This window comes from Oleiphilus sp. HI0066 (assembly GCF_001635725.1).
On record NZ_LWFH01001270.1, the window covers coordinates 1 to 532 of the forward strand.

Consider the following 532-nt stretch of genomic DNA (forward strand, 5'->3'; position numbering starts at 1 on the left):
CATCACTAGTCTTTCAACTGATGATGCAAAAGGCCAAGGTATTTATACCATTGAGCCGTATAAGATCGGGGGTATTTATCCAAAAACGCGTGAAGAAAGAGAGCTTATTGCCTACGAAAACATCCCGCCAGGGCTTGTGTCTGCCTTGTTGTCGACGGAAGACAGAGACTTCTTTACGCATTTTGGTATAGCGCCTTTGGCGATAGCCCGAGCGATGTACTTAAATGTGATGGCTGGTCGAGTTGTGCAGGGCGGTAGCACCCTCACGCAACAACTAGTGAAGAATTTTTACCTCACTCGTGAGCGAAGTATTGTCCGCAAAATCAATGAAGCCTTTATGGCATTGATGTTGGAGTGGCATTACAGCAAAGAGGATATCTTAGAGACCTACGTCAACGATATTTACTTGGGTCAGTCGGGCAATACGGCTGTGCATGGTTTTGCGATGGCAAGCCGATTTTACTTCGCTCGCAATCTTGAGAACCTTGAATTAGAACAGCATGCTTTGTTAGTCGGCTTACTGAAGGGGCCA

The 532-nt window shown here is 46.2% G+C and carries 1 protein-coding gene; it reads left to right on the forward strand.

Annotation, left to right across the window (positions count from 1 at the left end; genetic code table 11):
* On the forward strand, positions 1–532 hold a 532-nt coding region (locus A3738_RS18380; protein ID WP_197473910.1), incomplete at both ends, for a transglycosylase domain-containing protein.